The sequence below is a fragment of the Pseudomonas parafulva NBRC 16636 = DSM 17004 genome (genome assembly GCF_000730645.1).
In the GTDB taxonomy this organism is placed as follows: domain Bacteria; phylum Pseudomonadota; class Gammaproteobacteria; order Pseudomonadales; family Pseudomonadaceae; genus Aquipseudomonas; species Aquipseudomonas parafulva.
Genome location: NZ_BBIU01000017.1, coordinates 146,228 through 167,042, shown reverse-complemented (window position 1 = coordinate 167,042; position 20,815 = coordinate 146,228). Strand labels below are relative to the sequence as shown.

Sequence of the window (20,815 nt, the reverse complement as noted above, 5' to 3'; positions counted from 1 at the left end):
GAAACGCAGCGAACTTTGAAAAAGGGTCAGCGTTTCAAGGAGATAGCGAAGCGTAAGCGGCTAACTCCGAACTTTGAGGCCGAGTAGCAAAGTGGTTATGCTCCGGATTGCAAATCCGTCTACGCCGGTTCGATTCCGACCTCGGCCTCCATATTCGAAAGCCCCGCAGATTAGCGTCTGCGGGGTTTTTCTTTGTTGGCGGGGAAGTCCAAGCTTTCCGCATCAGTCTTCTATGGGGTTGGGCCTATCACCTCTCGCGCCATTGGGTTGAATGGGAAAAGTAAGCGTGTCGCTGTTAATGCAGCTCGAGCGCTTGAGTGACAACTCTATTTCTGCCGCTCTCTTTAGCTTGATACAGGGCGGTGTCCGCGGCTTCAAGTAATTTTCCAGCGATATCGCGAATCTCGCGTTTGAACTTGGGGCTTGGATGGTACGTTGATATTCCAATGCTCAGGGTTACAAATCCATATAGGCTTCCTGGGTGTGGCATATTCAGAGTCGCGATCGTGTTTTGTATGGAGTGTGCAATGGTAGCGGCGCTGGTGTCTGGCGTGTTCGGCAGTATCGCTGCAAATTCCTCACCTCCGTATCTCGCCGCCACGTCATAAGGACGTCGTAGGGAACTGCCAAATGATGCTGCGATCCGTTTTAGACACTGATCCCCTGCTAGGTGCCCATAGAGATCGTTATAGGGCTTGAAATTATCAACGTCCATCATTAATAGCGAGATTGGCGAGCCACGTCTCTGGCTGTTTCTGATTGACTTTTCGAGGTATGAGTCAAAAGCTCTGCGGTTACCAAGCATCGTGAGTGCATCGGTTTCCGATAGGCGGCGGATACCTTTGTTCTCTGTAATCAGTTTGCCTACTAAACCTGTAAGACGCGTCTCGATGTTTTTGTGTCGAGTGATATTGGTTAATGTTACTGAAATGGCCGCGACTGATGCAGTGCGGTTGTCATAAATTGGACAGACAGCAACTAAATACGTCCCGTCCCATAGTTGTATTTCATGGTCTTTAATCGTTTTTCCTTGGTCTAGCTCCTCAAAGTCTCGACGAACGTTGGCAATATGTTCTGGTGGATTTAGACCAATCATGCTGCGTCCAACTATACTTTCAAGTGGCGTTCTCATAAGGTTGGCATATTGCCTGTTGGCGGTCACGAATGCTAGAGATCGACTGATTAAGCATGAGGCGACAGGCAAGGAGTCGTAAATTTGGAATAGCGTATCTTTATCTAGTAACATTTCAGTAAGCTTCATGCTAACAGGTCGAGTAGTGGGCAATGCGTATAAGAGGATGCCGATAAATCCGTCGCTAAAAGGTTTCAGCTGACGCTGTCCCTTGCTGAACCATTTTTGAGGTCTAAGCATTCTATCTCTACGGGCGGTAGACGGTACGAGATGTCATACACGGCAACTGAAAAAACGGCGCGTCGATCGGTGGCTTGAATGCATCAAATGATCATTGCCTTTCATTTTCTAAAAGGCTATCAGCGATCATGAGAGTACACCCTTGGCTTTCGATGAATAGATACCTCGTACACATCGGCATGGGCGCTGGCAACTAATCGAAGACCCTGGTGCCTTGATGAAACACCATTTGCCAACCCTCTCCGTACGTTTCCCAAACGGAGCTACGCAGTGATAATGACTCTTCGCCGTTAGCCGGGTGATGGCGGCACAGGTAGGTAGCCAGCGCGACGCTATCCGCAAGTCTACGCAGCTTGAAATCCTCAATCGTTCGTTTGATGAACGTCTCGGATTTGAGTTCAGCAATCACCTCCGCTTTCGTCCAGCCTTTGCCAGACGCTCCAAATTCAACGAAGTCTTCGGCCAGCAGCCGTTTGAGCAACCGGTCATTTTTTCGCGTTTCTGGTTCCAGCAACAACGCTTCAAGCGCTAAAATCTGTAGACGGATATCCATTTCCCTCACCGACTCAGTGTGATCGCATAGGCTTCACAGGGCACAATACACTTTCGACCTAACGCGTTGTTTGATACCCCTCCCGATAACCATGCCCGCGCGTCGGAAGGTTTAGCTTCGATGGTCAATAACCGCCTCACAGGTGATGGGGAAGTTGACAGAGTTCGCAATGAAGCATTCGTGGTGAGCATCGTCATGCAAGCGCATTGCAAGATCCCTGTCGGATTGGCTATTGATAATGACGTGAGGCCTTAGCACGGCGTCCTTGAAGTGGCCCTTGCGCTGGCCATCGCCTTCAATCATCCGGCCTACGGGATAGTCGACGTATTCCAGTACGCACACGTTGTTGATGGCGCATAAATGTAGGTACCAGAGCTTGTGGCAGGCCGAGATCGAGGCCAGCAACATATCTTCCGGTTTCCAGCGTTCGGAGTTGCCGCGAAAAGCAGGGTCGGCTGAACCAAGGATGGGTACTTTCCCTGGTGATTCGACAGTGTAGTCTCGCTGGTAGGCTGTATAGCTGGCAGTACCCTTACCTGTGTTACCTGTCCAATTCAGCGTAACAGCGTAATTGTGTTCTTTCATGATCAATCCTGTGTTAAAAAATGCCCGTAAAGTAATCCGCTGCTCAGGCATGCGCGGTCAACTACCAAGGTACTGGTCGATCAACTGCGCGACTGCCTCTGCGTGAGTATGGCCGAGATCATGACCCGCCTCGTGGAATACCTGCAGCCTGGCGTTGGGTATCAGCTCCGCCAGCCGCTGGCCAACCGAGACAGGGCTGATTGGTTCGGCACCGCCACGACCATCGATTGCGCGATCAGGGCTAGAGGCCAGCCCAGTATTGCACCGCAGTTGGCGTAGCGAGGGCTTCGGCGACAGATCTCCAGAATTCAATGTTGCAGAGGCGCCGGGTAGGAAAAGAATTTTTCCAAGGGGATGGTCACAGGTCGCGCTTTGGGTAACGATTGCACCTACGTACGGGCATTCACAGGCCCGCTGGCGATTTCTTTTGTGGGTGGTCACACCCTTAAAATAAAGATCCCTAATCCAGGAGCGATTTGATGATCACCTGCCATGTCCGTTACATAATCGACCCCTACCAACTCGATGCTTTCGAACGCTATGCGCGCGCTTGGATACCCGTGGTCACCAAAATGGGTGGACAGCACCACGGCTACTTCCTTCCGGCAGAAGGCGCCAATAACGTTGCCTACTGTCTCTTCAGCTTCTCCAGTTTTGCCGATTACGAAAGGTATCGGCAAGAAACCGCAGTCGATCCTGAATGTGTGCGCTTGGTTGAGGACGCGTCCGAATTGAAGTTCATCGTGAGCTACGAAAGAAGCTTCCTTCGCCCTTTACTTGGGTGATGCCTGCTTAGATGCTGCCCCTATGCCGGAGCCAGCCCATCGTTGAACTGGTGGGGCCGTATCCAGTTGTAATGGTTCATCAGGTACTGGCTGATGTCTCGTTGAGCTTGCTGCGCAGTCAGGTACCCCGTGGTCGGTATCCACTCTGATTTCAAGCTACGAAATACTCGCTCCATCGGCGCGTTATCCCAGCAGTTGCCTCGGCGGCTCATGCTCTGGCGCATGCGGTAGCACCACAGTCTCTGGCGGAACTGACGGCTGCCATATTGCGACCCCTGGTCGGAGTGGAACAGCAGCCCTTGAGGTTTGCCGCGTTGTTCTTAAGCCACATCCAGCGCTTTGACCGCGAGGTCTGCGTCCGGCTTGTCTGATAGGGCCCAACCCACTACTCGGCGTGCGTAGAGATCCAAAACAACTGCCAGATAGTGCCATTTGCCCTGCGCCCAAACGTAAGTGATGTCGCCACACCAGACCTGATTTGGCGCTTCGACATCAAACGCACGGTTCAAAATATTCGGAATATCTGGCCGCTCTACCGTCGCCTTTTTGTAGGCGTGTGATCCCGGCTGCTTGCTGACCAGCGCCAGTTCACGCATCAGGCTGCGCACCTTGAACCGCCCGATTTGCTCACCTTCTTCTTGCATCATTGCCTTGATGCTACGGCTGCCGGGCGCACTTCGTCCTCGCGTGAACAGCTCATTCACTCGACTGCGCAATCGCAGTCGCTCAACGTCCGGAGTTCGTCTTCTATGACGATGTGCGTAGTAACTTGAGCGAGTGATTTCCAACACCTCGCACAACCAATCAATGGCCTCATGGACGCTGAACTGGCGGATCAGCGAGTACGCTCGAGATCTTCCGACATCAAGAGCGCGGTAGCCTTTTTTAGTATTGATTTCTCGCGTTCAAGGCGCGTGATTCGGGCTTCGAGCTCTTGGATTTTTTGCTGCTCTGGCGTCAACGCCTTGCTGGCGAGCGTGATGCCGCCGCGTTCCTGCTGAAGCTGGTTAACCCATCGGCGCAGGGCCGACTCGACCAAGCCGAGCGAGCTGCTTCGGCATGACTGCAGCCTTGGTCGAGCACCAGGCAGGCAGCTTCACGCTTGAATTCGGGGGTAAAGGTACGACGTTGGTTGGTCATCAGACACCTCTCTGTGGCGAGCATTCTCGCCTAAATGGGTGTCCGGTTTCATTAGACCACTACAGAATATCATCGCACCACTACAGTTGGAGTGGGCTAATAGGATCAGACGGGCCGCCCTCCCAACTCACCGCCTCACCGCCGATGAGCACGCTCCCTGTTGCGCGAGCTCGCGTGGTTTGTTACAAGTCATTTTTACTCAATGGAATGAGTAGATGCCCGCGAGCATCAAGGTCGTAGCCAAACCCTGCGAATGGCGCCGCTTTGTTAAGCACAGATGGCATTTGCACATACTAAGGATCGGTCCATGGTTACTAAATTATCTACTCCCCTTGCTGTGTTGCTCCTGGCCCAGACGTTCCACGTTCAAGCGGACGTCGCCTCGAAACAGAGTTATTGCTGCCAGATCGTGGTGGGTGGCTCAGAGGCTCAGTATGCTAATGAACTGGAGGGTGCAGGCGTGCCTGCCGTCAGCATTAGAGGACACGAAGGCGGCGCTATAATTCCTTTCGAAAATTTGAAGTCAGTTACGCCCGTCGACGCTAACGGTGTAACTCGATTGTCTTGGTCTGGCTTGCCGCCTGCAGACGGGACAGCGGGGCGGTTCAACTTCAAACAGGTTTCCAATCAGCACGTTTACTTTGGGGAATGGTCGCAGAGCGGATTGAACAATGCGCCGGAACGGATCGTCTACTATGCGGGTGATAACAGTGGGCGGGTGCTCCCTACAACGCCGGTCACGTATGCAGTGCAGGGCATTAGTAATTACGCTGGATCCAATATCATGTCAGGCGAGCTAACGGCAACCTTCGGCACAGCAGTCTCTGGCGTGGTTGGCAGTTTGGCTAATGCCCAATTGAAAGTAGAGATCGACGCGATCATAAACGGTGTTTGGTTCGATGGAGGCGCGACCGCTATTGATCCCAACACCAACGCTCAACTGTCGAAAGGCTGGTCGAAGGGTAGTTTCTTCGGCGCGGGCGAAACAGCCTCTTTGGCGGGCGTTGCGCACTTTGGTAATCGTGATTTTGATATTGCGTTTGGTGGCGTCAAAAAGTAGCGCACTGAGCCCCCTATTAGAAGCGCCCCAGCAGCTGGGCGCTTATGCTTATCGGTGAAGTTCGTAGTAATCCCCCAATAGAGTCAGGTAATGCCGCACTGCTATCGCTCGTTCGTTGGTATCTTCTTTGCTGTGTTTTTTCCGAGCCATGCTCAATCCGATCAGGATACAGACCTGCGGCTCAATCAGACAATTGACTACCGTGCCACAGTGGAAGACCGGGGTTTCCAGCAGGCGCCTGGCACCCTGTCTCTCCTGTCCGTGGATGGCCATACCTATCAAGTTGGCAATAACCTGGATGATCTGGGGCGGGCGCTGTATCTCTCGGTACAGCGGCAGCAGTGGGCGGATGTGATCTTTTTTCGAGCACGCTACGCGGCACTTCCAGATCATGACCCCATGCTTCTGGCCTATGCCGATGGTGCACGCGCACGCGCCGATGGGCAATTGAGTCAAGCCGAAGTTGATTATCGGCACTTACTGGCCCTGCAGCCAGACTTCTTGCCAGGCCAACTCGAACTGGCGAGGGTGCTATTTGAAAATCGTAAAGATCGGGAGTCGGCGGACGCTTTCAGCCGTATCCGCTCGTCCCTTGACCCTGCAGACACGCAAAATCGAGGGTTGCTCCAGAGCATCAGTAGTTTCACCCAGGCACTCGATCGGCGAGGTCAATGGCAAGGCTCGTTGGCCGTAGGGCCCACGTGGAGTAATAACCTCAACCGGTCCTCGGAGAGCCGAACCACCTACCGCCTTGCATCCAGCGAGGGTGTATACGTGATAGAAAGAAGGATGCCCAAGGCCGTTTCTGGAGACGGCATAGATTACGAGGCGACCCTGAATAAACGCGCAGCCCTTTCTGGGCATCACGGCGCCTACATCCGAGCGCTTGCGTATGGCCAAGCCTATAAGGGGCAAGGCAAATATAACGAGGATACATTGACTGCTCATGCAGGCTACAGCTACCAAAATGCACGCAATCAATACAGCCTAGGACCACTTTTCGAGTTCAACCGCATGGGCAGTGATCCGATGTCAACTGCCTGGGGCCTGCGCGGTGAATGGATGCACAACCTGAGTGCCACACGTTTGCTCAAACTGGAGGTTGAATACAAAGACCTCGCCTACCGAGGGCTGTATGCAAGCGCTTACAATGGTAGCGTCACCTCGACGTACGCGACACTTTGGCAAGCAATGCCCCAACAATGGTTGCTGTTCGGAGGCTTCGATTTCACGGACCGGCGCGCGAAAAATGACGTTGAAACTTATTTCCAAAAGGGGCTGCGTGCGGGGGTAGCCAAGGAATTTGGTTCAGGCTTGAGTACAGTACTGTTCGCCTCTTGGCGGACCCGGCAATATGCCGGTTTCAGCGCGCCCCTTAATGCGCGCCGACACGAAGAGGAGAGTGGCTATACCTTCATCGCTCGAGCGCCGCGGTTGGCTGTTAGCGGGCTAGTACCCAGCCTCGTCGTCAAGTACAACGATGTGCGAAGCAATATAGCCTGGCTGTACAGCCATGAGCGTAGCAGTGTCAGCGTCAAGTTGGAAAAAGTGTTCTAGGTGCTGGGCTTAGTCAAACGGTGTTGAAAACCGTCGAGCGGCCCTACGCTTCTATCCCTGTCCATTAGCGTACCGGCAACGGACCGGGGCAAACTGCGTTAGCCCAGAGCCACTCTGCAGTCAGGGCATGTGCTGGGCACAGGGTCCACACTTTTGGGTCTGAGTATTTTGTCGACATAAGGCCAAGGGGAGGTGGCTCGGGAGCGAAATACTACGTGGTGCTTGGCAACTGGATCGCAAAAAAACGCCTTTCCGCTTTACAGGGCTGATTGTAGATCTGAGCCGTAGCAGTTTCCCATCAGCCAAAAGAGCCGTCCCCGAGCGGTTTCGACCATGAGGGAAACGCCTGCCCCTTGGCAGGGTGTTTCGGGCCGTCTCGATTGGCGACCTCATGACTGAGGGGCGGCACTGATAACCGAAGGTTGAAAACCATTTAGTGTTGTTTCATTTTTACAGGAGGGGACGTATGCGAATTCTGATCGGGGCAATCGTGGTGGCAGCACTGGCGGGGTGCGCAGTGTCGGCGACACGCGAAGCAACCCGCCCCTGTTGGAGCTGAAGTCATCGAGGCAGCCTCAACAGGTTGCTGAATGCATCCGTGATGCCTGGCAGAACACTACGGTGCTGGGTGTAAGCGTAGGCGGCATCCTGCAGGCATCTGGAGCCCGCTACTCTGTCTGGGCACCTGACGCACAGGCCCCGCTACACCTGGTCGACGTTACTGCGGCGCCACGCGGTTCGACCATTCGCTACCACTTTTACCGCACTTGGCAATCACCACTCGAGCGCGTGAAAGATGCGTTCAGGTCATGCAGCGTGGGCGCTTGAAAGTACGTGCTGCGGCGCCCCAACTGGCCAAGCATGACTGAGAGGTAGAGATCAGCAGGCTTGACCCGTTGGGTATGTTTTTCGCCGGGCTCAGTTTGGCCGGGGATCCGTATGGCACTCAAGCTGCCAAGCCAAAGGCCATTCAGGCATCACACTCGCTTTGGGACGATGGCGATTTACTTCCAGCAGAAGGTGCCGATAAGGTTGCGTATCGCCTCTTCAGCTTCTCCAGCCTTGCCGACTACGAACGGTTTCGGCAAGAAGCCGCAGTCGATCCTTACTGTGTGCGCTTGGTTGAGGGAGCGTCCAGTACTGGAATGCGGGCCTACATTCAACCCCCTATTTCGAGCGGCTCTCGCGAATCCAACCTATCAAACGATTGAGCGCACCTTCACTACGCGGCTCCCGCTGATAACAGCCCGGCTGGTTGGGGGGAAAAGCATCGCAGGCAAGCACCGTGGGGCCGGTCGACTGTCCTGGACCGCTGCCGGAATAGTGGGAACAGCCAATTAGCAGGCATACCGTAACGCCAACAAGAAAACATCCTTTTTTCATAGCCCAACCTTAGCGAAGTGAACAGGTATTCGACGCCTGTACATTACAAAAGTCACCCTCCATTGCCCGTTCCCTGGCCCCAGCACTGCCCCGAACTCATCCATGCACTGTAGAATCCCACCTCACGCATTCAACACAGGGAGCGCTTAATGATCCAGCCGGTAACCCGCAGGCAGTTGATCAAATCGGGCATGATTTCAACGTTTGCCGCGACGGCCTGGCCCACCTGGGCCGTTACCGACATCGACAGCGACCTATCCACTGTCGAGCACTCATTCAAGGTAACCCTGGGCGTCTGGGCCATTGACACGGCATCAGGCAAGACTGTCGCGTACCGCGCAGAGGACCGATTTGCATTCTGCAGCACCTTCAAAGTCATCCTGGCGGCCGCCATCCTGGCAAAAAGTGCCGAAGACCAGGCGCTGCTCGACCGGCGAATCACTTACGCCCCAGACCAACTGGTGACCTATTCGCCGATTACCGAACAGCACGTCCAAGCCGGCATGACGGTTCGCGAACTCTGCGCTGCAGCGCTGCAGTACAGCGACAACACGGCGGGTAACCTGCTGCTTGAACTAGTCGGTGGGCCAGCAGGGTTGACGGCGTACGCCCGAACGTTGGGTGACCCAGTGTTCAGGTCAGACCGTAACGAGCCTTCACTGAACACCGCGCTACCCGGTGATCCTCGTGATACGACGACGCCGCTGGCCATGGGCGTGACCTTGCAGAAGTTGCTGCTTGGAAGTGCCCTTGGGGAGGATGCCCGTCAACAGTTGCAGGGCTGGCTGAAAGGCAATACCACCGGTGACAAGCGCATCCGCGCCGGCGTACCGCAGGGCTGGTTGGTCGGCGACAAGACCGGCTCTGGAGACTACGGTGTGGCAAACGACGTGGCAGTAGTCTGGCCGCCCGGCAAAGCCCCCTGGATCGTTGTGGTGTTCTCGCGAGCCGAGGCTAAAGCCTCTGAGTGGAACAATGACGCCATCGCTGCCTCGATGAAAGCGGTTGCCAGCGTACTGGGGCACTAACCCCTTCTGGCAGGGCAGAAGCACCGTTGCCCTGGGGTCACTCCGACTGAAACAGCGCCCGGATCACCTCCCTCAACCAACGGTTACCCGCATCCTGGTGATAACGCCCATGCCAGTGCTGTTTGACCGTGAACCCCTCTACCGCAAAGGGGCAATCATGCACCCGGAGCCCGTGCATGTCGGCCAGCGTTTGCCCGATATGCCGGGGCAGGGTCGCGATCAAATCCGTAGACCCTACAATCATGCCCAGGCCAAGGAAACCCGGTAGCTCCAGCATAATCCTGCGTTCGATCCCGGCGCGGGTGAGGCTGCCTTCCAGCAGCTTCTGGCCCGTGCCGGCACTGATCTGTACATGCCCTTCGGCCTGGTAGCAGGCAGTGGTCATGGGCCCCTGCAAGCGGAGGTGTTGCGGATTGCTCAGGCATACCCAGTCCTGATTGAACAGCACCTGTTGGTACATGCCACCGCCCAGCCATGGCACAAAGCCTATCGCCAGGTCCGCTTCGCCGGACTCCAGTGCGCTTTCCGTATTGCCATCGATGCGCACGGCATCCAGGCGTATGCCCGGTGCATGGTTGCGCAGGTGGTTGAGGATCCGGGGCAGCAAGGTGATATGGCTGGCGTCACTGACGCACAGGCGAAAGCGTCGCTGGGCAGTAGCCGGTGCAAACTGGGGCTCCCAGGTGGTCAGGCGCCGCAGGGATTCCAGCACCTCACGGCACGGGCCGATCAGCTGGTCGGCGCGCGGCGTTGGCGCCATGCCGCCAGGTGTGCGCACGAACAGAGGGTCTTTGAGCTGCTCGCGCAGGCGTGCCAGCCAGATACTGACGGTGGGCTGGCTCTGCCCAAGCTGCTCGGCGGCCCGTGTGACGCTGCGGCAGTGATACAGCACGTCAAACAGCTGCAGCAACTTAGGCTCAGGAAGGTGCTGCAACTCACTCATTATTGCGATTCTTAATGATTGTATTGAGGCCATTGTATAGCGCGAATAAGCGCTGCCGCCTAGCGTGGTCGCAAGCCGAAGGAGGTTTGCGACTTGAAAATATGCATTCTGGGCGCTGGTGCCCTGGGTTGCGCCATTGGCGCGGCCTTGAGCGAAGCCGGGCATGAAACCTGGCTGTTGAACCGCGGGCGTGCGCATGTGGACGCCATCAACCGGGAGGGGCTGCGGGTACAGGACGAACGTGGCGAGCGATGGGTAAAGGTAAATGCCACGTCCGATGCGGCGGATGCAGGCGTAGCCGACCTGGTCCTGGTGCTTGTGAAGTCGTTCCACACTGCCGAGGCCATTGCCGGGGCTGCCGCACTCATCGGCCCGCAGACCGTGGTGCTGTCGCTGCAGAACGGGCTGGGGCATGAGGACATCCTGGCAGCCGCCGTGGGCCGCGAGCGGGTGCTGGCTGGCAAGACCTACGTCGGTGGCGTGATGCTGGCGCCGGGCTGCATCCGTGCCGGCGTGGCCGGCAAGCAGACCTACATCGGCGAGCTGGACGGGGCCGTGACGCACCGCGTGCAGGCCATCGCCGACGCCTTCAATGGTGCGGGGCTGGCGACCGCCGTCAGCGACAACATTCTCGGCACCATGTGGGACAAGTTGCTGGTCAACGTGGCTACCGGCGCGCTCACCGGCATTACCGCCCTCAGCTATGGGCAGTTGTACAGCGAACCCCTGCTGGAACGGACCGCCAAGGCCGCTGTGGCCGAAGCCATGGCCGTTGCCGAGCGTGCCGGGATTTGCCTGGGCCTCACCAGCGCCGACGCCGTCTGGGCCCTCGCCGCTGAAGGGCTGCCGCCAAGTTTTCGCACCTCGATGTTGCAGAGCCTGGAAAAAGGCTCGGTGACTGAAATCGACTTCATCAACGGCTCCGTCGTGCGCTGGGGCGAACGCCACGGCGTGGCCACACCGGTCAACGCCACACTGGTGGCCTGCATCAAGGGCATCGAACGCGCCATGGCCGACAAGCAGAAGGAAACCCTATGAGCCAGCCAAAGGCCTACCTCGAACACGTAGCGTTCTGGGTGAGCGACATCCAGTGGCATATCCGCTTTTTCAGCGAGGTGTGTGGCATGACCATGCGCGAAGTGCAGGGGAGTGTTGAGCAGCCCTCCCAGTACTGGACGCTGGGTGGTTTGCAGTTCATTCACCAACCCGGCTTCGCTGGCCCGGAAGGCCGCATGGCCCACCTGGGCATCATGTGCGAAGACCTCGCAGCAGCCCTGGCAGCCGCCCAGCGTTTTGACGTGAGCGAGATGCCTCAAGGGCGCAACTGGCTGCGCCTGCCGGACGGTCTGGCTGTTGAGTTCATCCAGGCGCAACCGGCGAGCTGCGTGACCAAGGCGTTGGCCATTGACCCGCGCGCGGAGGTGTAGGCATGAGTGTGGTGGAAAAATACTGGGACGATGCCCGTGAAGGTGACGAATGCCTGAGCCCCACCTACACGGTCACCCGTGAACGGATCCTGGCCTACGCCGACCTCACCGGTGACCACACCCCGGTGCATGTGGATGAGGCCTATGCCAACGCGAGCCACTTCGGTTGCCTGGTGGCCCATGGGCTGTTTGGGTTGTCGATTGCCGACGGCTTGAAAACCCAGTGCGAGTACCGCTTTGTACCGGGCATGTCGTTGGGCTGGACCTGGGACTTCGTGCTGCCGATCAAGGTCAACGATGTGCTGCAGGTGCGCATGCGCGTCGGCTCGATGCGCCCGAGCAACAGCAGGCCAGGCTGGGGCATTGTGGTGCTGCCCTCCGAGTTGATCAACCAGCACGGCCAGGTGGTGCAGCGCGGCGAGCACCGCTTGATGGTGCCCAGGAGGGCCGCAGCATGAGCCAGGCCCTACCATTGGCAGGTATCCGTGTGATCGACTACAGCCACTTCCTGGCCGGGCCATACGTAGGCCGTTGCCTGGCCGCCCTGGGCGCTGAAGTGATCAAGGTCGAGCGGCCAGGCAGCGGCGATGCCGGGCGCCAGCATGCATATGCACTGGATGACCAGCAGAGCGGCTATTTTCTGCAACTGAACATGGGCAAGCAGGGCGTCAGCGTGAACATGAAGGACCCGCGCGGCAAAGCCTTCATGCAAAGGCTGACCGACTCAGCGGACGTATTCATCGAAAACTATCGCCCAGGCGCCCTGGACAAGCTGGGCCTGGGTTACGCCGAACTGTCGGCGCGCAACCCACGCCTGGTGTACTGCTCCATATCTGCTTACGGCCATACCGGCCCGGATGCACACCGTGCCGGTTTCGGGCTGATCGCCGAGGCCAAGAGCGGCATCATGCAGATGGTCGGTGTGCCAGGGGAGGCGCCACCGTTGCTGCGTATCTCGCTGGGTGACATGTACACCGGCATTCATGCGGTGGCGGCGATCAATGCCGCGCTGCTGGGGCGGGTGAACAGCGGCGTTGGCCAACACATCGACATGGCCCTGTACGACACGCTGGTGTCGATGCACGAGTATGCCGTGCAGTGTTACACGCTGTCTGACGGTACGGTGTTGCCGGAGCAAACCGGCCACGACATGCCCACCTCGACCTTGTACGGAGTGTTCCGCGCGGCCGATGGCGACCTGGTGATCGCAGCCCAGGTCGACGATGCCTGGCAGCGCTTTGCCGCCATGCTCGAAGCCAACGGCGGGCCGGCAGGCTTTGGCAGTGACGCCCGCTATCACAACCTCAACGGCCGCAACACCCACCGCGAAACCATTCTGGCCGTGGTCCGCAGCTGGGTAGGCGCCCGCTCGGTGGCCGATGTACTCGCCTTGCTCGATGCAGTCGACATCCCCAGTGCCAAGGTACAGCGCATTGATGAGGTATTGGCCGACCCGCAAATCCAGGCGCGCAACATGGTGCTTGAGCAAGAGCACCCGCGCTACGGCACCTTGCGCCTGCCCAACCTGCCATTCCGCTTCTCGGGTTGCGATACCACGGTGCATCAGGTTGCCCCGGACCTGGGCGAGCACAACGCGCAAGTCGCGGCTGGGCTTGGCTTCAGCCCCGAGGAAATCACGGCAATGCAGGCGGACGGTGTGTTATTCAGACACGGAGATGCACGATGAGCGACCGCTATGCAGTGATCGGCCGGCCGATCAACCACACCAAATCCCCGTTGATTCATGGCCTGTTTGCCAATGCCACTGGCCAGCACCTGGAATACGGCGCCATCGAAGGTTCGCTGGAGGCGTTCGAGGCCCAGGTGCACCAGTTTCGCGACGGTGGCGGCCTTGGCATGAATATCACCGCACCCTTCAAACTGCGCGCCTTCGAGCTGGCCGACCAGCGCAGTGAGCGTGCCCGCCTGGCCCGTGCGGCCAATGCGCTGAAGTTCGAGGATGGCTGCATCACGGCTGAGAACTTCGATGGCATAGGCCTGTTGCGCGATATTGAAGTCAACGTGGGTGAGCCACTGCGCAACCGTCGGGTGCTGATGCTGGGTGCTGGTGGTGCGGTGCGGGGGGCTTTGCTGCCATTCCTGGATGCTGAACCTGCCGAACTGGTGGTTGCCAACCGCGACATGGCAAAAGCCATGGCATTGCGCAACGAGCTGGACCATCCACGGCTGCGCATCAGCCGCTACGAGGCACTGGAGGGTCAGGCCTTCGATATCGTGATCAACGCTACCTCGGCGAGCCTGGTGGGTGAACGGCCGCCGTTGCCGGGTCTAGTATTGGGCACTGCACAGTTGGCCTATGAACTGGCCTACGGCAAAGGCCTCACGCCGTTTTTACGGCTGGCAGGGGAGCAGGGCGTCGGACGCCTGGCCGACGGTGTAGGCATGCTGGTGGAGCAAGCGGCCGAAGCGTTTGCCTGGTGGCGGGGCGTGCGCCCGGATACCCGGGCAGTGATCGACCAACTGACCATCCCGCTGGAGTGAGCCATGGGTCGCCACTTGCGGGCTTGGCTTGAAGCCCGCTCGCGCCGTGGCGAGGTGTTTCATTGAACTGCGCCTAGTGAGTTCGGGTCGGTGAGTTAAAGAGGGAGGATCCGCAATGCCAGTCACACTCAGAACACTGACCGATGACGAAATACCGCAGGCTTACCGCGAACCTGACCTCGCCGAGCTGTACGAGGTCGACGACGGGGAGGGTGAGGTTCACTACCTGAAAAGTGACGCAGACGCAGCCAAGCTGGTCGTCGAACTGACAGAGAAACACGCGTCAGCCTGATGGACCGCCCAGGAAGCGTGCTGCGGCGCGCCAGGCACTGGTTGTCGCGACGCTGGATGACCCCGGCCCGCCAGCGCTGGGCGGGCGTCTTGCTGATTATCCTCGGCTTTGTGGGGTGGTCCCTGAACCCCGGCAGCAGGTGGCCGTGGGTGCTGGCAACAGGGGTTATCTGGCTGCTTGCGGCATGCCCCGCAACGTGGTTTACCAGGAGATCGCTCCGCTCACGCTTTGGAAAGCGTCGGGGTTGAGGTGTGAGCCATGAGTCACGCTTGTCCGAATTTCAAAGCAGGTGTGGGCAATATCTTCGCCATTCGTACGAATTGGCTGATATATTTTCTCCCTCGCCACGTCGTGGCTCATAACAAGTAGTAGGCTCCTCATGACTTACCAACTCTCCTCTGATCTGGGGCCAAACCACCCGCCGGTGAAGGATATCCTCAATGCCCCCGGTGTCTGGGTGGAAGAACCCAATATCCGCAGAGGCGGCGAAAGCGGGGTGCTAAAGGTTGAGGTGGAAGGTTTCACCTTCTACAAAAAGCAGCAGGTCGGGCATATCTACCGCAGCCTGTTGCACCCGTTCGGCTACCCAACGGTTGCCCGCGAAGCCAAGGCCTTGCGCGCTGCCGCTTCGCTTGGGGTGGCTACGCCTGCGCTGCTGCATAGCCATGTGCACAAACAAGCGGGCGAATGGCAGGCCGTGATGGTTACCGCCGCGCTGGACGGGTACTTGTCGCTGGAGGACTTCTACCTGCAAGGCGTGGATAAAACCGTCGGGCCTCGGCGCCACCACGAGATCCTTGAGGCATACGGGCGTGCGCTGGCCAGGTTGAACCTTGGGCGTTGGCAGCATGGTTGCCTGTACCTGAAACATGTGTTCGTCGATTTCAGCGAGTCGAGCATCAAGGTTGCCTTGCTCGATTTCGAAAAAGCCCGCCAACGCATGACAGCGACCAAAGCCAGCCGCCATGACCTGCGGCAGGTCAAACGCAGGTCTGGCTGGGAGGCTGCGGAATGGGAGGCCTTCTGCAGAGGCTACCGCTATGGTTACGGCGCTGACGTGGAGCGTTTTCTCTAACCACTCGGATCAACGTGGTGGGCGGTCGCCCACTTTCAGATTTGTCTGAGGATATTTCTCCTGCGGGTCCAGTCGGTAGCAATAACGACTGGACCACCGCTTTTGTGCAGGAGACCTCATGAGTGCCATCAAACGGGAACGTCAGTATCAGGCGTACCAAGCGCTGAAGCAGCTCAGTGATGCTGCCGGCGAAACCATGAAACAGATTGCCTACGACCAGTTTGATCACATCGACTGGCAGGAAACCTGCCGGCTCCACCGGGAGGTATTCGAGCGGTGGATCATCTATGCCCAGGCTCAAGGCCAGCTTCTTTCGAGCCCCAATTCCGATACGCGCAGCGCACTGCCACAATCGGCGGGCGGTTGCCTGCCCACGCGGCGACGGTGTTAATGACAAATGCAGGTGTGCGCGTGCGGGGTTCTCTGTCTAGAGTTTTCAGTCGAAACACTGATGTCCAAACCACGGAGAGTTACCCATGAAGATAAGGACACTTGCGGCTGCAAGCTTGGCGCTTGCGGCCATGTTGGGGATGTCGGCCGCCCAGGCTGAAGGCGAACTCGGCAAGGGCGTGCGGCACGATGTACGGGAAGTCGACAAAGGTGTGGACCACAGCGCCGATGAAGTCGATAAAGGTCTCCACCACGATGGCGAGGAGATGGAGAAAGGCGCCGAGCACCTGGACAAGGAACGCCACAAGGCAGACAAGCACGTTGATAAAGAGGTCAAGAAGGACCTGTAGCCGTTCTGGACAACCTAAACGTTGAGGTGCGTTGAATGAAAACTATCATCGCAGTTGCGTTCGGCATTCTGCTGGCCCCAGGTTTTGCACTGGCCAAGGACCACCAGCATGAATGCGAGGCGGCCTTGGATAAACTGAAGGCGGCGACAGAAACAGACTTCACGCAAAACGGTCATCATGAGCATCAGCAGGCCAAGGAAGCGCATGCATCCGGGGACTACAAGAAGTGCGCTGATCAGGCCAACAAGGCGCTGTCGCATCAGAAGAGCGGCTGATCAAGTCGTTCAGAACGAGCCCAGGATGCGCTGGGCTCACTTACTCTCAGTATTTCGCCCGGATTGTCAGCAGATAGTTGCGGGGCTCCCCGTAGAAGTTGCCATATTCCGCCATACCCACCGTCGAGTAGTATTTCTTGTCCGTCAGGTTGTTGGCGTTGAGTGACACCGTCCAGTGTGTGTCCAGCGCGTATTCGGCGTGCGCATTCCATAAGGCATAGCCCGCCTGCGAAAAGGCGTAGGTGTTGGACGTTTCTTCCAGTTCCCCGTCTGCGCCCCTGGCGTATACCGTACCGCTGACGTAGGCGGGGGTCTGCGCGACAACGCCGCCGCCTACCTTGAACTTGTTCAAGGCGCCCGGGAGTTGGTACGTGGCAAACAATTTGAACAGGTGCTTGGGCGTTACCGTGTTGTAGGCATTGCCGGCAATGTTGTTGCGGGTGGTGTTGAACGTATACCCCAAGGTCGCCTGGAGGCCCTCCGCCAACTGGCCGCTGACTTCCAGGTCTACGCCCTTGCTCACATTTTTGCCGCCGTCACGGTAGCAGCAGTCGGATGCGTCGCCTGGGCGGTCGTAAATGCCTTCGCCGTCGCGGTTCACGTAATAGATGGCCGCGTAGGTATTCACGCGGCCGTCGAACAGCTCGCCCTTGATACCAAACTCGTTGCTCACACCGGTGATGGGTTGCAGCGGTGCGCCTGAACGGTCACGCAATGAGGCCTGGGACTTGTAGATATCGGCGCGGCTGAAGTACAGGCTCCAGGCCGGCGAAAGCGCGTAGGTGGCCCCGTAGAAGGGCGTTAACACGTCCCGGTCGCGGAAGAACGTACCCGATGAAGAGCCGTTGGCATTGCGGCGCGTGTAGCGTTGTTCATAGTTGCTGTAGCGGGTGCCGACAATGAGGTGCAGAGGCTCGGCGATGTGTATCCGCCAGCTGCCGTACAGGCCTTTTTGTTCGATGCGCTGGACATCCCGATAACTGAACGCCGAGTCGCTCGCTGAGGAGGGGTAGTCGTGGGGGTCGAACACATAGATATTATCGATTTCCCGGTACGCCCCCTGGCGGTGATCGGACCCAAAGTAGTTGTTTGTCCAGCTGGCCCCAAGCAGGAAGTCGTTCTCGAAACCGCCGAGGGTTTCCGAGCCCTTCACGTTCAGGTCATAGGCCCTGGAATAGTAACCCTGCTGTTGACCCTGCCAATTGGCGGCAGACCCGGCACCGGTTGCCGGGTCGATGGCACCATAAAAGTTGTAGTAACTGCGGTCCTGGTCCATCACCGCCACCGTGGTGTCCAGGGTGGCAGCCCAGCGCTCGCCCAGCTGTTGGTTCAGGGTGGCGAAGTAGGATTGGGTCTTGCTGTTCTTGTAGTCATGAGCCCCGCCCAAGAAGGTGCTGCGTGGCAACTTCAAGTCTGCACCGTCCAATGCTCGTGGCCAGCCGTACGCCTGGTCTGCGGACTTGGCGTCGTCGTTGGTCAGGCCTGCCAGCACGGTGGTGGTGTCGGTGATGTCAGCTTCGATCACGCCATAGAACAGGCTGCGCTCGGCATTGGCGGTGCCGTAGAACATGTCGCGGTTGTTGTAGACCACCACCGTCCGCCCGCGGACCTTGCCGTCCAGAGCCAGCGGTCCGCTCACGTCCAGCTGTGTGCGGTAGTTGTGCCAGCTGCCCACGGATGTTTCCAGGCCATACTGGTTTTCGAAGGTGGGCTTCTTCCTGACCAGGTTGATGGTGCCACCTGGCTCGCCGGCGCCGGAGAACAGGCCGTCGGAGCCGCGCAGTACTTCCACCCGGTCATAGATGGCCATGTCGTGGTCTTTGGGCGAGTAGGTGGCGTTGTCGATAGGTGCGCCGCCATCCACCCGGTAACTGGTAATTTCAAACCCCCGTGACAGGTAACGGGAGTTGGTGAGGCTGCCCTGATAGGGCGTGATGCCGGTGGTTTGCAGCATCACGTCGTTGATGGAGTTGAGGCTCTGGTCTTCGATCCTTTGCCGGGTCATCACGCTGACAGTTTGCGGCGTGTCCTTGATCGACTGGGGCGTCTTGCCGAGGGTGACCTGCCCCGTGGTGTAGGAACCAGTGCCTTCGCTGACCGTACCTGACCAGCCTGCCGACGCATTGACGTCGGTTGGCTGCAGCTGCAGGGCGTGCTCGTCGCTGGCAACCAGGGTGTAGCTGTTGGCCGAGCGCTCCAACGCCTGCAGGCCGGTACCCTGCAACAGCGCGTGCAGCGCTGCTGCGCCAGTGAGGTGGCCCTTTGCCCCCATCGAGCGCTTGGCCAGCGTGGTGGCGGGTTCGAACGACAGGTTTGCCCCGGTGACGCGGGCATAGTCAGCGATGGCGTTCTCCAGGTTACCGCCAGCGATATTGAAGTCGTACTGTGCGGCACTGCCCTGCGCCCAGGCCGCCAATGGATAGACGCTGGCCGCCATCGGTGCGGTGAGCAGGGCTGCAGTGATCACCACTGAGCATGCGCGTTTGTTGAAGGGCGGCGAGGGGTGGGCACTCTGTAGCATGTCGGGTCCTTGAGGTGGCAGTGAAGGGCGTCTTTGCGCCTCTACTGACCTAGTCGGACGAGAATCAAAAACACCAACCCCTGGGCGCTGAATTCACGCAGGTTCCACCGTGGCCCAATAGCGGGTGAAGCGGTTGATACGCACAGGCAGTGTGCCGCTGAGGTTGTCCAGCACCCGATCGGTGTCCCCCAACTGGAATGCCCCCGACACACGCAACCCCGCAACCGCAGGGTCACAGGCCAGGTGCCCCGGGCGGTAGCGTGACAGCTCGTCGATGAACGCCCCCAGGGGCCAGCCACTGACCACCAGCTGGCCGCCACTCCATGCGCCGGTGCCTGCCTGCAGCGGCAGCACCGCGCCGTGGGACGAGGCGGTGAAGCGCAGCTGCTGGCCGGCTTCAAGGTGTACCGTGGCGCCTGCATTAGCCACCTCGATGGCCTGCTCAAGCACGCTGGCCTGGGCCCAGGCGTTCTCGCTGCGCACCAGAAACCGCGCGGCGTGGGTATGAATTCGGCCTTGTGCAAGCTGCACGATCAGAGGCCGCTGCCCCGGGTCAGCCGCTGTGCCCACCAGCAGTTCGCCATGGTGCAGGGTGATCAGCCGCTGGGTGGCGCTGAAGTCGATGCCCATGGCCGTGCGGGTGTTGAGCGTGACCTGCGTGCCATCCGGCAGCCGCACCTGCTGACGCTGGGCAGTGGCTGTACGATAGGTTGCCAGCGCGCCTTGCCAGGGTGTGACGCTTGCTGCCAGGCCCGCCGCGCTGGCTGCCATGAGCACCCCCAAGACTTTCAACACACTGCGCCTGTCGACGACGGTGGCCTGCAGCAGGGGCCGTGCCGTGACCCCGTCCAGGCGCCCGAAGCTGGCCTGCAAGCGTTCTACCCGCGCCCAGGCCTGAGCGTGGTGCGGGTGGCTGCGTACCCATTCGGCGTGGGCCTTGCAGGCCTGTTCATCGCCCTGGTTGAGGGCAACGTACCAGGTAGCAGCTGCCTCCAGCGTTTTGATGTCCAGCGTATCGCTCAAGGCTCAGTCATCCATCAGCAGCAGGCAATGGGTCATGGCCCGTACGAAATGTTTGCTCACGGTATTGGTCGACAACCCCAGCTGGCGTGCGATTTCCACGTGCTTCAACCCGTCGAGCTGTGCCAGCAAAAACACCTCGCGGGTGCGTGTACCCAGGCCGTCCAACAGTTTGTCGATCTGCACAAGGGCTTGCATGATCATCTCGCGCTGCTCGGCGCAGATCGCAACAGGCGTGGGCGCGGCTGCCAGGCTGTCCAGATAGGCTTGCTCCAGTAGCCGACGTCGGTACTGGTCGATCATCAGGCTGCGGGCGATGCGGCTCAGGTAGCCGCGAGGGAAGCTCAGGCGAACCTGCTGGCGCTGCGCGAGCAAGCGCACGAATGTGTCCTGTGCGATATCGGCAGCCTGTTCACGGCACCCCAACTTGCGTCTTAGCCAGTGGCGCAGCCATTCGCTGTGTTCAGCATACAGGGCGTGAAACGATTGAGGTTCGGAGGTGTGGGACATCAACAGCAAACCCGTAGGCAGTTTTACTGATAATGTATCTCATTAGT

Annotated in this window: 21 protein-coding genes, 1 tRNA gene and 1 pseudogene; 15 read left to right on the top strand and 8 right to left on the bottom strand. The window is 58.7% G+C overall.

Going from position 1 to position 20,815, the window contains the following annotated elements; genetic code table 11:
- The first annotated feature begins 77 nt into the window (after positions 1–77).
- Positions 78–151, top strand: a tRNA-Cys gene (locus PPA02S_RS13465).
- A 144-nt stretch (positions 152–295) separates the two neighbouring features.
- On the opposite strand, the gene PPA02S_RS22720 is transcribed toward PPA02S_RS13465, so the two are convergent.
- The 3 genes from PPA02S_RS22720 to PPA02S_RS13455 all read right to left on the bottom strand — a co-directional run bounded on the left by PPA02S_RS22720 (position 296) and on the right by PPA02S_RS13455 (position 2,510).
- Complete coding sequence (locus PPA02S_RS22720; RefSeq protein WP_080667845.1) at positions 296–1,372, bottom strand: sensor domain-containing diguanylate cyclase; 1,077 nt, start codon at positions 1,370–1,372, stop codon at positions 296–298.
- Between the two features lie 193 nt (positions 1,373–1,565).
- A complete protein-coding gene (locus tag PPA02S_RS13460) occupies positions 1,566–1,925 on the bottom strand; it encodes a nuclear transport factor 2 family protein (protein WP_028633558.1) in 360 nt (119 codons plus the stop codon).
- Positions 1,926–2,036: 111 nt separating this feature from the next.
- On the bottom strand, positions 2,037–2,510 hold the full coding sequence (locus PPA02S_RS13455; RefSeq protein ID WP_028633557.1) for an OsmC family protein: 474 nt from the start codon (positions 2,508–2,510) through the stop codon (positions 2,037–2,039).
- A gap of 479 nt (positions 2,511–2,989) precedes the next feature.
- On the opposite strand from PPA02S_RS13455, the gene PPA02S_RS13450 reads away from it, so the two are divergent.
- Positions 2,990–3,295, top strand: coding sequence for an NIPSNAP family protein (locus PPA02S_RS13450; RefSeq protein WP_028633556.1), 306 nt, complete (start codon positions 2,990–2,992; stop codon positions 3,293–3,295).
- Positions 3,296–3,315: 20 nt separating this feature from the next.
- On the opposite strand, the pseudogene PPA02S_RS22710 reads toward PPA02S_RS13450, so the two are convergent.
- Positions 3,316–4,435: pseudogene (locus PPA02S_RS22710) on the bottom strand (IS3 family transposase).
- 307 nt (positions 4,436–4,742) lie between these two features.
- Here PPA02S_RS22710 and PPA02S_RS13435 point away from each other — a divergent pair.
- From PPA02S_RS13435 to bla, 3 genes are all read left to right on the top strand, one after another.
- Complete coding sequence (locus PPA02S_RS13435) at positions 4,743–5,495, top strand: Slam-dependent surface lipoprotein (RefSeq protein WP_028633428.1); 753 nt, start codon at positions 4,743–4,745, stop codon at positions 5,493–5,495.
- Positions 5,496–5,585: 90 nt separating this feature from the next.
- On the top strand, positions 5,586–7,052 hold the full coding sequence (locus PPA02S_RS13430; RefSeq protein ID WP_028633427.1) for a surface lipoprotein assembly modifier: 1,467 nt from the start codon (positions 5,586–5,588) through the stop codon (positions 7,050–7,052).
- Between the two features lie 1,574 nt (positions 7,053–8,626).
- Complete coding sequence (bla, locus tag PPA02S_RS13425) at positions 8,627–9,463, top strand: class A beta-lactamase (RefSeq protein ID WP_080667840.1); 837 nt, start codon at positions 8,627–8,629, stop codon at positions 9,461–9,463.
- Between the two features lie 37 nt (positions 9,464–9,500).
- Here bla and PPA02S_RS13420 read toward each other — a convergent pair whose 3' ends face one another.
- Complete coding sequence (locus PPA02S_RS13420; protein WP_028633426.1) at positions 9,501–10,406, bottom strand: LysR family transcriptional regulator; 906 nt, start codon at positions 10,404–10,406, stop codon at positions 9,501–9,503.
- A 93-nt stretch (positions 10,407–10,499) separates the two neighbouring features.
- On the opposite strand from PPA02S_RS13420, the gene PPA02S_RS13415 reads away from it, so the two are divergent.
- The 10 genes from PPA02S_RS13415 (at position 10,500) to PPA02S_RS13370 (ending at position 16,717) form a co-directional block, all read left to right on the top strand.
- On the top strand, positions 10,500–11,444 hold the full coding sequence (locus PPA02S_RS13415; protein WP_028633425.1) for a ketopantoate reductase family protein: 945 nt from the start codon (positions 10,500–10,502) through the stop codon (positions 11,442–11,444).
- Entirely contained in the window at positions 11,441–11,833 is a 393-nt protein-coding gene (locus tag PPA02S_RS13410) for a VOC family protein (protein WP_028633424.1), read from the top strand. Before PPA02S_RS13415 ends, PPA02S_RS13410 begins: the two co-directional genes overlap by 4 nt.
- Before the next feature lie 2 nt (positions 11,834–11,835).
- Entirely contained in the window at positions 11,836–12,291 is a 456-nt protein-coding gene (locus tag PPA02S_RS13405) for a MaoC family dehydratase (protein ID WP_028633423.1), read from the top strand.
- Positions 12,288–13,520 (top strand): CaiB/BaiF CoA transferase family protein, encoded by a 1,233-nt coding sequence (locus PPA02S_RS13400; RefSeq protein WP_028633422.1) that lies wholly within the window; start codon positions 12,288–12,290, stop codon positions 13,518–13,520. Before PPA02S_RS13405 ends, PPA02S_RS13400 begins: the two co-directional genes overlap by 4 nt.
- Positions 13,517–14,335: a shikimate dehydrogenase gene (gene aroE / locus PPA02S_RS13395; RefSeq protein ID WP_028633421.1), complete on the top strand. Its 819-nt coding sequence runs from the start codon at positions 13,517–13,519 to the stop codon at positions 14,333–14,335. Before PPA02S_RS13400 ends, aroE begins: the two co-directional genes overlap by 4 nt.
- Before the next feature lie 115 nt (positions 14,336–14,450).
- Positions 14,451–14,627, top strand: a complete 177-nt coding sequence (locus tag PPA02S_RS23050) for a hypothetical protein (RefSeq protein WP_154660064.1) — start codon at positions 14,451–14,453, stop codon at positions 14,625–14,627.
- A 379-nt stretch (positions 14,628–15,006) separates the two neighbouring features.
- Positions 15,007–15,702, top strand: a complete 696-nt coding sequence (locus tag PPA02S_RS13385) for a lipopolysaccharide kinase InaA family protein (protein ID WP_080667838.1) — start codon at positions 15,007–15,009, stop codon at positions 15,700–15,702.
- A gap of 118 nt (positions 15,703–15,820) precedes the next feature.
- Positions 15,821–16,093: a hypothetical protein gene (locus PPA02S_RS13380; RefSeq protein ID WP_028633419.1), complete on the top strand. Its 273-nt coding sequence runs from the start codon at positions 15,821–15,823 to the stop codon at positions 16,091–16,093.
- A gap of 85 nt (positions 16,094–16,178) precedes the next feature.
- The gene (locus PPA02S_RS13375) at positions 16,179–16,442 is read left to right on the top strand and encodes a hypothetical protein (protein ID WP_042141756.1); all 264 of its coding nucleotides are present in this window, start codon (positions 16,179–16,181) and stop codon (positions 16,440–16,442) included.
- Positions 16,443–16,477: 35 nt separating this feature from the next.
- Positions 16,478–16,717 carry a PA2433 domain-containing protein gene (locus PPA02S_RS13370; protein ID WP_028633417.1) on the top strand — a complete coding sequence of 80 codons (240 nt, stop codon included), beginning with the start codon at positions 16,478–16,480 and terminating at the stop codon, positions 16,715–16,717.
- Positions 16,718–16,763: 46 nt separating this feature from the next.
- Here the strand turns inward: PPA02S_RS13370 and PPA02S_RS13365 are convergent, their stop codons facing one another.
- The 3 genes from PPA02S_RS13365 to PPA02S_RS13355 all read right to left on the bottom strand — a co-directional run bounded on the left by PPA02S_RS13365 (position 16,764) and on the right by PPA02S_RS13355 (position 20,768).
- On the bottom strand, positions 16,764–19,238 hold the full coding sequence (locus PPA02S_RS13365; protein ID WP_050577091.1) for a TonB-dependent siderophore receptor: 2,475 nt from the start codon (positions 19,236–19,238) through the stop codon (positions 16,764–16,766).
- A 93-nt stretch (positions 19,239–19,331) separates the two neighbouring features.
- Positions 19,332–20,261, bottom strand: coding sequence for a FecR domain-containing protein (locus PPA02S_RS13360; RefSeq protein ID WP_028633416.1), 930 nt, complete (start codon positions 20,259–20,261; stop codon positions 19,332–19,334).
- A 3-nt stretch (positions 20,262–20,264) separates the two neighbouring features.
- On the bottom strand, positions 20,265–20,768 hold the full coding sequence (locus PPA02S_RS13355) for a sigma-70 family RNA polymerase sigma factor (RefSeq protein WP_028633415.1): 504 nt from the start codon (positions 20,766–20,768) through the stop codon (positions 20,265–20,267).
- Between the last annotated feature and the right edge of the window lie 47 nt (positions 20,769–20,815).

Bases quoted from the DNA above. Each gene is read 5' to 3' on its own strand.
- PPA02S_RS22720 (WP_080667845.1), bottom strand. From the start codon at position 1,372: ATGCTTAGACCTCAAAAATGGTTCAGCAAGGGACAGCGTCAGCTGAAA.
- PPA02S_RS13460 (WP_028633558.1), bottom strand. From the start codon at position 1,925: ATGGATATCCGTCTACAGATTTTAGCGCTTGAAGCGTTGTTGCTGGAA.
- PPA02S_RS13455 (WP_028633557.1), bottom strand. From the start codon at position 2,510: ATGAAAGAACACAATTACGCTGTTACGCTGAATTGGACAGGTAACACA.
- PPA02S_RS13450 (WP_028633556.1), top strand. From the start codon at position 2,990: ATGATCACCTGCCATGTCCGTTACATAATCGACCCCTACCAACTCGAT.
- PPA02S_RS13435 (WP_028633428.1), top strand. From the start codon at position 4,743: ATGGTTACTAAATTATCTACTCCCCTTGCTGTGTTGCTCCTGGCCCAG.
- PPA02S_RS13430 (WP_028633427.1), top strand. From the start codon at position 5,586: ATGCCGCACTGCTATCGCTCGTTCGTTGGTATCTTCTTTGCTGTGTTT.
- bla (WP_080667840.1), top strand. From the start codon at position 8,627: ATGATTTCAACGTTTGCCGCGACGGCCTGGCCCACCTGGGCCGTTACC.
- PPA02S_RS13420 (WP_028633426.1), bottom strand. From the start codon at position 10,406: ATGAGTGAGTTGCAGCACCTTCCTGAGCCTAAGTTGCTGCAGCTGTTT.
- PPA02S_RS13410 (WP_028633424.1), top strand. From the start codon at position 11,441: ATGAGCCAGCCAAAGGCCTACCTCGAACACGTAGCGTTCTGGGTGAGC.
- PPA02S_RS13405 (WP_028633423.1), top strand. From the start codon at position 11,836: ATGAGTGTGGTGGAAAAATACTGGGACGATGCCCGTGAAGGTGACGAA.
- PPA02S_RS13400 (WP_028633422.1), top strand. From the start codon at position 12,288: ATGAGCCAGGCCCTACCATTGGCAGGTATCCGTGTGATCGACTACAGC.
- aroE (WP_028633421.1), top strand. From the start codon at position 13,517: ATGAGCGACCGCTATGCAGTGATCGGCCGGCCGATCAACCACACCAAA.
- PPA02S_RS23050 (WP_154660064.1), top strand. From the start codon at position 14,451: ATGCCAGTCACACTCAGAACACTGACCGATGACGAAATACCGCAGGCT.
- PPA02S_RS13385 (WP_080667838.1), top strand. From the start codon at position 15,007: ATGACTTACCAACTCTCCTCTGATCTGGGGCCAAACCACCCGCCGGTG.
- PPA02S_RS13380 (WP_028633419.1), top strand. From the start codon at position 15,821: ATGAGTGCCATCAAACGGGAACGTCAGTATCAGGCGTACCAAGCGCTG.
- PPA02S_RS13375 (WP_042141756.1), top strand. From the start codon at position 16,179: ATGAAGATAAGGACACTTGCGGCTGCAAGCTTGGCGCTTGCGGCCATG.
- PPA02S_RS13370 (WP_028633417.1), top strand. From the start codon at position 16,478: ATGAAAACTATCATCGCAGTTGCGTTCGGCATTCTGCTGGCCCCAGGT.
- PPA02S_RS13365 (WP_050577091.1), bottom strand. From the start codon at position 19,238: ATGCTACAGAGTGCCCACCCCTCGCCGCCCTTCAACAAACGCGCATGC.
- PPA02S_RS13355 (WP_028633415.1), bottom strand. From the start codon at position 20,768: ATGTCCCACACCTCCGAACCTCAATCGTTTCACGCCCTGTATGCTGAA.